The organism is Bradyrhizobium sp. 23, from assembly GCF_023073295.1.
GTDB classification, from domain to species: Bacteria; Pseudomonadota; Alphaproteobacteria; order Rhizobiales; family Xanthobacteraceae; genus Bradyrhizobium; species Bradyrhizobium canariense_D.
In genome coordinates, this window is record NZ_JADPJF010000070.1 from 331084 (window position 1) to 338208 (window position 7125).

The following is a 7125-nucleotide window of genomic DNA, read 5'->3' on the forward strand; positions in this document are numbered from 1 at the left end:
GGTCGCAAACAGCGCCTCCGCGATGCCAGGGGCCACCACCGCCAAAGAGGTGTTTTTCGACGCCGCGATCGACTGGAAGCTCGACATGATGCCCCAGACGGTGCCGAACAGGCCGACGAAGGGGCCTGCGGAGCCGACGGTGGCGAGCACCAGCAGCCGGCGTTCCAGCCGCTCGACCTCGCGGGCGATCGAGACATTCATGACCTTGTCGATGCGCATCTGAAGGCCTGCGACCGAGCGGGCCTGGCTCTCGAACGAACGCTTCCACTCGCGCATCGCGGCGACGAAGCAGGCCGCCATGGAATGTGTCGGCTTGGCCGAGAGCGTGCGATAGAGGTCCTCGATCGACTCGCCGGACCAGAAAGCCTGCTCGAAACGGTCCATCGAGCGGCGGGTGCGGGCAAACAGGAAGATCTTGTCGATGGCGATCGCCCAGACCCAGACCGAGCAGGCGAGAAGCCCCAGCATCACCGCTTTCACGATCCAGTGAGCCTGCCAGAACAGCGCGATCAGCGACACGTCCGCGGAAGCGGCAACCGGAAGGGCTGACTGAGCCACGTCGGCCGGATTCATAAGCAGTATCCTCTCAAGGCGATCGTTACCTGATGTCCCGACCTAATGTCCCGGCCAGCAAATGGCCGCCGGTTCCCCAATAGCCGCGCTAGAACCGGCGCGGCCGGCAAGCCCGCTCAAAGCCTTGTCTTTCTGGGGTGCAGGGCTCGTCCAAAGCCGGCCGCCTGCATTCCCTGCCAAGATGTCAAAACTATGGGCCCGACCCCAAGGCTCAGACTTCAGGCTTTGGGCGCGCGATTGTCCGCAATTACCAGAGCCCGGCGATGGTTAATGCTGGGTTACCGCAGACGAATTTGAGTGCGGGAAAGGGAGGTCGCACAGGGGGATGGGAGGCGCGGCGGGCGGGCCGTGTTCCCGACGGGACGGTGCGCTGCGCCCGGGACAGCAGAGTTCCGCTTTCCCGTGCGCATCAGGAGCGGAGCCCGCTATCCCGGTCAGAGGAACCAGCCTCCGTCCGAAAAATTGTCTGGAAAATCACTTCTCGCGAGGTTTTGCCATGAGCATCAACCCCAAGACGACCGCCGCGGTCGGCGATCATCCGCTCCACCCCATGATCATCCCGTTCCCCGTCGCCTTCCTGGTCGGCGCGCCCATCGCCGATCTCGCCTTCATCGGCACCGGTGACGGCTTTTGGGCCAGAGCCGCGATCTGGCTGATCGGCGCCGGTATTGTGATGGCGCTCGTTGCGGCCGTGGCCGGCTTCACCGACTTCTTCAGCGACGCCCGCATCCGCAGCCTCAATGACGCCTGGTATCACATGATCGGCAATCTCGTAGCCGTCGTGCTGGCCCTGATCAATTTCTACCTCCGCTACGCGCAAGGCGCGGAAGCTGCAATCAAGCCGTGGGGCGTGGCGCTGTCCCTGGTCGTGGTCGGCATTCTGCTTTTCACGGGCTGGAAGGGCTGGGAGTTGGTCTACCGGCATCACGTCGCGGTGCTGGACGCGCCGGGCCAGACCAGTTCGGAGCCGGTCAGCCCGCGTCATGGCGGCGAGAGCCGCCGCCGCGCCGCGTGAACGAGGAGCACGTCGCCTGATGACGTGACGGCGAGTCAGGCCGCGGAAGCGGGCTCTGGGCAATTGGTCAGCCGCGCCGGATTGCCGATTGCGGTGCAGCCCCGGGGCACGTCGCTCGTCACGACGGTGTCGGCGCCGATCTTTGCAAAATCGCCGATTCTGACGTTGCCGAGAATTGTCGCGCCGGAGCCGATGAACACGCCGCGACCAATGCGAGGCGAGCGCGCCGGCAGTTCCGTGCCACGACCGATGCTGACGTTCTGAAGGATGGTGGCCTCGTCGCCGATCACCACATCGGCACCGATCACGATGCCGGTGGCGTGGTCGAGATACACCGACGATCCCAAGCTCGCCGCCGGATGAATGCTGACCTGCAGGACGTTCGACGCCTCGTTCTGAAACAGCAGCGCCGCGTCACCATGGTCGTGATGCCAGAGCCAGTTCGAGACGCGCCACGCCTGCAAGGCGACGTAGCCCTTCAAGTGCAGCAGCGGCGCCAACACTCCGCTGATGGCGGGATCGCCAAGCACGATGGCCTGCAAGTCGCGGCCGGCCGCCTCGATCAGATCCGGCTGACCATTGAAGGCGTCGCGGGAAAATGTCGTGAAGCGCGCGCGTTCGACCTCGCTGTCGCCAAGCCGGCGTCCGATCAGGTCGGACAGTGCGGCGGTAAAATCGTCATGGACGAGGATGAGTCCGACAAGAGCCTTGCCGAATATGGCGTCGGCTGCCGCGGTGCGCTGCGCCTCGTCGCGGATCTTCTGCCAGAGGGTTTCGCTCGCCATCATCGCCGCTTCCGCCATCGTTGCTGCCTGCGGTATTTTGACGCTTCCTTTTCACTGTCGGCTATAGGCCGTCGGCAGCCCGCGCGCCACGCACCCCGTGAGGCTACGAGCTTGCATGCCAAGCAGTCGGGATCATATATATGGAGGCAGCCGAGTTCCGCCCGTAGCTATGGTCTCAGGTTCGTGCTGCCGCGCTGGCCCGGGTTGCTCAGGCAAAGCATCTCGTTCAAAGCCCCGCAGTGGTCCGCCATCCCCGGGATTGTCGCACACAGCGGCCCTCAGTGCTGCCGAAGCGAATCCCGAATCCCCGTCCTCCAAGGTCACGCCAATACATGTCGCCCAACGCCCCCGCTGACGACCAACACGACGACATCATGTATCCCTCCGCCCTGCCGTTCCTGCTGGTCCATCTCGGCTGCATTGCTGCGATCTGGACCGGCGTTACCTGGCAGGCCATCGCGATCTGCGCCTCACTCTATGTCGTCCGTATGTTTGCGATCGGAGCAGGCTACCACCGCTATTTCTCCCATCGGGCTTTTGCGACCGGTCGAGTGTTTCAGTTCATCCTGGCCTGGCTTGCGCAAAGCACCGCGCAGAAAAGCGTTTTGTGGTGGGCGGCCAAGCATCGACATCATCATCTGCATTCCGATACCGAAGACGACGTGCATTCGCCGCGTCATCGAGGCTTCCTCTACAGTCATCTCGGCTGGATTTTTTACAGGGAGCACGATGGCACCGACCTCGTGAAAGTCGGAGATTTCGCCGCCTATCCGGAGTTGATGTGGCTGCATCGCCTGGAACTCCTGCCAGCCGTCACGCTGGCTGCGCTCTGCTTCCTGGTTGGCGGATGGTCCGGTCTCGTCGTCGGCTTCCTGTGGAGCACCGTGCTGGTCTATCACGCGACCTTCTGCATCAATTCCCTCGCCCACGTGCATGGACGCAAGCGGTACGTGACCGGCGATGATTCACGCAACAATTGGCTGCTGGCCTTGTTCACTCTCGGTGAGGGCTGGCACAACAATCACCACGCCTACCAGAGCAGCGTGCGGCAGGGTTTTCGCTGGTGGGAAATCGACGTCACCTATTACATCCTGAAGGTGCTGTCCTGGTTCGGCATCGTCTGGAACATGAAGTCGCCACCCGAGCAGGTGCTGCGCAACGAGCAGCCGCTTGGCGCACGCGTCATCAACCGGGCGGCCCGCGAGCTTGCCGGACGGTTCGATGCGCAGACCCTGGCGCATGCGATTTCGTCGGCGCTCCGCCGAGCCGATTTGGCCCAGTTGCAACTGCCGACGCTGCACGACATCCTGAGTCGCGCGCACGAAGGTGTCGATGCACTGACGCATCTGCATTTGCCGAAGATTCCGACCCGCGACGAGTTTCTCGCCGAGGCCAAGGCGATGTTTGCGCGAACGCGATCACTGAACGAGATCGTGGACTATGCCTACGAACACTTCCTGGAGTCGGTTCGCGCGCAGCTCGCCACGGCGCGCTGACCAAGTCTCTCTGGACCAGGACTTTCCAGATCAAGACTTTTCCAAACCAAGGCAATCCGGACGGTCGCGGCAGCCTGACGCGCATTCCCAAAATCAAACCGCCCGCCTGCGGGTTGCGCAGGCGGGCGGCTCGGGGCCATCAGGACTTTGGGGGCATGCGCCTGACGGCTTTGAGAGGCGTCAGTCCCGAGATCAAGCTTGAGATCAACCTTGCTGCTGGTCGGTCGGCGGCGGGGTCGGGCGTGTCTTGTGTTGCGCCATGAACTGGTCGAACTCTTCCTTGTCCTTGGCGTGACGCAGACGGTCGAGGAAGTTCTTGAACTCGACCTGCTCCTCCTCGAGCCGCTGCAATGTCTCGGTGCGGTACTCGTCAAAGGCGCGGTTGCCGCTCGAGGGCGGACCGAAGCCAAAGCCGAAACCGTGGCGCTCCATGCGGCCGCGCATACGATCCATCTTGTACTGCATCCGCTCCATCTTGTTCTGCCAGCGATCCTGGTTGCTCCAGCACGACATTCTTCTGCTCCCGAGTGTGAAAAAGAGAAGGGCAAGTCCGATCGGCCACCAGATGATGAAGCCGAGGATGGTCACGGCGATCCAGCCGGGATGCCAGGGCGTATTGAGCATGTGGGGGCGCTCGTATTGTTGGTCCGAAGGGCCGCGCCATCGATTGACATCAGCGGTGTAGGCCATTTCCCTCTCCATGACGGCATCAGCGCCGTTGTGAATGTAAATAACATTTACATAGGTAGATCATCCCGCGGTTTTGTCAAGCCGACCGCCTGACAGGGCGGGGCAATTATTTGGGTAACTTTATTTCGGCTTGCCCCAGGGACCACCGGGCGGCACGCCTGAACCGGAGGATGCCTCCGGCGGCACCGGCGGCGGCTCGGCGCTTTTCGCCGGGGGACGGCGATCGGTCGGGAAGCCGAGACCGCGCAGATAGATCAGCACCTCAGCTTCGAGCAGCTCGTCCGGCGACATCGGCAGCTTTCGACGCGCGGCGTCACCGCGGGAGAACAGCGAGGCCACGCCATGCGCCATGGACCAGATGTGCAGCGCCATCATCATCGCCGGCGGCCGCGGCGTGCCCGGCGGCGCCAGCGCGGCAAGCCGCTCCGCCGCGGCACGAATGATGTTGAAAGCACGCTCGCTGGCCGCTTGGAGCGCCGGATTGGCATCCACCGGGAGGCCAGATTCGAACATCGCGTTGTAGAACGCGGGCTCCTCGCGGGCGAAGGCGAGATAGGCCCTGCCGACACGCTCGAACGCCGTGACGGTGTCGGGCCGTCCGTCGTCCCAAGCCGCGGTCAGGCGCGATTCAAACTGCTCGAAGCCGCGCTGCGCGATCGAGGACAGCAGTTCTTCACGGTCGCGAAAATGCCGGTACGGCGCCGCCGCACTGACGCCGGCCATGCGCGCGGCATCGGCAAAGGTGAAGCCGGCCGCGCCCTTCTCGGCGATCAATCCGAGGGCGGCCTGCAACAGGGCTTCCTTCAGATTGCCGTGGTGATAGCCGCGCTCGGCGCGGCGCGTCTCCTTGCGCCAGCTCATGTGAACGACCTTTACATGAGCCGGCGGTGAAGGTCACTAGCGGCGACGGGTTGATCAGCCCGTATTCTTCCCGGTCCGGCGAGGCGGCCCGAGATCCTAGCCGCTAGGGATCGGCAGCACCGGCATGATCTCGACGCGTTCGCCGGGGAAGATCGTGAAGTGCGGGTGGTTCTCGAACATCTTCGCCGCGGCTTCATGGGACGCTGCGCGCACCACGGTGAAGGCGCCCATCTCGTTGGCGATGTCGGCGATGCCCTTGCCGTCGACCTTCTTGGTCTTGCCGAGCGGGCCGCCCATGGCCTCGATCGCGCCCTGGTGCTTTTCGACCCAGCCTTTCCACGCCGCCATGCCCTCCCGCTCTTTCGCCTTGCGCTCGGCCTCGGGCATCGCATTCCATGCGGTCCATTTGGAACTGGTCTTGCTGCCGAGGAAAACGGCGAGATAGGTGTCGGTGCTCATCGGTTCTCTCCTTTGGTGATGGATAGACGAAGCTGCGGCTATTTCTTCAGGTCGCCGAAACCGGCGGCCTCCCGCACGTCAGGCGGGAAGTCGCTCATCTCCTGCACCTGACGGATCTCGATGATTTCGTTCGGTGCGGCCGGACACCGCCTGGCCCAGGCGATCGCCTCGGCACGCGAGGCAACCTCGATCATCCAGTAGCCGCCCAGGACCTCCTTGGCCTCGGCGAACGGACCATCGGTCACGATGGGCTTGCCGGCCGCAAACGAGACGCGCGCGCCCATCGAGGGCGGGTGCAGGCCGTCGAGCGTGATCAGCACGCCGGCGTCCTTCAGCGCCTCGTTGTAGCGCATCATCGCAGCGACCCGCTCGGGATCGAGTTGAACGTCGGGCGCCGCGGTCTCGTAGCCGAGCGGGATCATCAGCATCATGAATCGCATGAGCACTCCTTGCGTGCTTTTTCGTTCGGGTTGCGCGCCGAGGCGCCACTCCGGATGGGCGGAGCGACGGCCCGGGCCGCCCACCCTCACCTCCAAGACGAAGGAACCTTGACGAAACCGACAGGTGACGAAAATTATTCTGGCGATTATTGGCTGGCCCTAGCGCGCCTGCGGCAGGAAACGCCCGTCCTGCCGGGCAGCGCCGAAATAGACGTCGATGCAGCGAATCTTGCCGCCGGCGAAGGTGAAGAACTCGGTGTTGCGAAAGCTCCTGCCATCTGTCGCCAGGCAGAGATAGGTGACGAAGGCCTCGTCGCCTTGGACGAAAATCCGCTCGATGTCGTGCCGCGCAATCCAGCCGGTGTCCCTCCAGCAACGCTCGAAATAAGCCGCCTTGTCGAGATCGTCGTCGAACGGGCTGGTGAAGCGAAAATCGTCCGCCAACGCGTCGGCGACCCGTTGCCGGTCGTTGCCGAGATAAGCGGCGAAAAGGTCTCGAATCTGGCGCTCGTGGTTGGACATTGCGGATCTCCCTGGCAATGATCCCCTGGAAGACGATCCATCGAGGACCGTCCCGACATCGTGCCTTCGAGTTAAGGCCTTCCTCGTCGGGACGAAAGCGAAGTAAAAAGAGGCTCGCGTTTGCGCGACCCAATCTTTCATAAGGACCGATCAGCCAATGCCCCCTACCCCGCACCGCGTTGCCCTCGTCACCGGAGCCGCGCGTGGCATCGGGCTTGCGACCGCGAAGAAGTTTTTGAGCGAGGGCTGGCGGGTGGCGTTGATCGACATCGAGGGCGAGTTGC

10 protein-coding genes are annotated in these 7125 nt (G+C 63.6%); 3 read left to right on the forward strand and 7 right to left on the reverse strand.

The genetic code is table 11. The features are described 5' to 3' along the window. The coding region (locus IVB32_RS19475) for a MotA/TolQ/ExbB proton channel family protein (RefSeq protein WP_247410945.1) at nucleotides 1-573 on the reverse strand (573 nt) is incomplete at its 3' end. 496 nt (nucleotides 574-1069) lie between these two features. On the opposite strand from IVB32_RS19475, the gene IVB32_RS19480 reads away from it, so the two are divergent. Continuing rightward, nucleotides 1070-1588: a DUF2231 domain-containing protein gene (locus IVB32_RS19480; RefSeq protein ID WP_018453788.1), complete on the forward strand. Its 519-nt coding sequence runs from the start codon at nucleotides 1070-1072 to the stop codon at nucleotides 1586-1588. A gap of 35 nt (nucleotides 1589-1623) precedes the next feature. Here the strand turns inward: IVB32_RS19480 and IVB32_RS19485 are convergent, their stop codons facing one another. After that, complete coding sequence (locus tag IVB32_RS19485; protein ID WP_247294056.1) at nucleotides 1624-2391, reverse strand: serine acetyltransferase; 768 nt, start codon at nucleotides 2389-2391, stop codon at nucleotides 1624-1626. A 314-nt stretch (nucleotides 2392-2705) separates the two neighbouring features. Between IVB32_RS19485 and IVB32_RS19490 the strand changes: the two genes are divergently transcribed. Continuing rightward, nucleotides 2706-3869 (forward strand): acyl-CoA desaturase, encoded by a 1164-nt coding sequence (locus IVB32_RS19490; protein ID WP_018453786.1) that lies wholly within the window; start codon nucleotides 2706-2708, stop codon nucleotides 3867-3869. Between the two features lie 204 nt (nucleotides 3870-4073). Here the strand turns inward: IVB32_RS19490 and IVB32_RS19495 are convergent, their stop codons facing one another. The 5 genes from IVB32_RS19495 to IVB32_RS19515 form a co-directional block, all read right to left on the reverse strand. Continuing rightward, complete coding sequence (locus IVB32_RS19495; protein WP_018453785.1) at nucleotides 4074-4559, reverse strand: DUF2852 domain-containing protein; 486 nt, start codon at nucleotides 4557-4559, stop codon at nucleotides 4074-4076. Between the two features lie 120 nt (nucleotides 4560-4679). Continuing rightward, the gene (locus tag IVB32_RS19500; protein ID WP_085348908.1) at nucleotides 4680-5420 is read right to left on the reverse strand and encodes a TetR/AcrR family transcriptional regulator; all 741 of its coding nucleotides are present in this window, start codon (nucleotides 5418-5420) and stop codon (nucleotides 4680-4682) included. Between the two features lie 96 nt (nucleotides 5421-5516). Further along, nucleotides 5517-5879: a hypothetical protein gene (locus tag IVB32_RS19505; RefSeq protein ID WP_247410947.1), complete on the reverse strand. Its 363-nt coding sequence runs from the start codon at nucleotides 5877-5879 to the stop codon at nucleotides 5517-5519. A gap of 38 nt (nucleotides 5880-5917) precedes the next feature. Continuing rightward, complete coding sequence (locus IVB32_RS19510) at nucleotides 5918-6319, reverse strand: YciI family protein (protein WP_247294054.1); 402 nt, start codon at nucleotides 6317-6319, stop codon at nucleotides 5918-5920. A 159-nt stretch (nucleotides 6320-6478) separates the two neighbouring features. Then, complete coding sequence (locus IVB32_RS19515; protein WP_018453781.1) at nucleotides 6479-6841, reverse strand: nuclear transport factor 2 family protein; 363 nt, start codon at nucleotides 6839-6841, stop codon at nucleotides 6479-6481. Between the two features lie 157 nt (nucleotides 6842-6998). On the opposite strand from IVB32_RS19515, the gene IVB32_RS19520 reads away from it, so the two are divergent. Next, the coding region (locus tag IVB32_RS19520; protein ID WP_247410967.1) for an SDR family NAD(P)-dependent oxidoreductase at nucleotides 6999-7125 on the forward strand (127 nt) is incomplete at its 3' end.

Excerpts from the sequence above, each read along its gene's own strand:
- IVB32_RS19480 (WP_018453788.1), top strand. The coding sequence starts at position 1,070 with ATGAGCATCAACCCCAAGACGACCGCCGCGGTCGGCGATCATCCGCTC.
- IVB32_RS19485 (WP_247294056.1), bottom strand. The coding sequence starts at position 2,391 with ATGGCGGAAGCGGCGATGATGGCGAGCGAAACCCTCTGGCAGAAGATC.
- IVB32_RS19490 (WP_018453786.1), top strand. The coding sequence starts at position 2,706 with ATGTCGCCCAACGCCCCCGCTGACGACCAACACGACGACATCATGTAT.
- IVB32_RS19495 (WP_018453785.1), bottom strand. The coding sequence starts at position 4,559 with ATGGCCTACACCGCTGATGTCAATCGATGGCGCGGCCCTTCGGACCAA.
- IVB32_RS19500 (WP_085348908.1), bottom strand. The coding sequence starts at position 5,420 with ATGAGCTGGCGCAAGGAGACGCGCCGCGCCGAGCGCGGCTATCACCAC.
- IVB32_RS19505 (WP_247410947.1), bottom strand. The coding sequence starts at position 5,879 with ATGAGCACCGACACCTATCTCGCCGTTTTCCTCGGCAGCAAGACCAGT.
- IVB32_RS19510 (WP_247294054.1), bottom strand. The coding sequence starts at position 6,319 with ATGCGATTCATGATGCTGATGATCCCGCTCGGCTACGAGACCGCGGCG.
- IVB32_RS19515 (WP_018453781.1), bottom strand. The coding sequence starts at position 6,841 with ATGTCCAACCACGAGCGCCAGATTCGAGACCTTTTCGCCGCTTATCTC.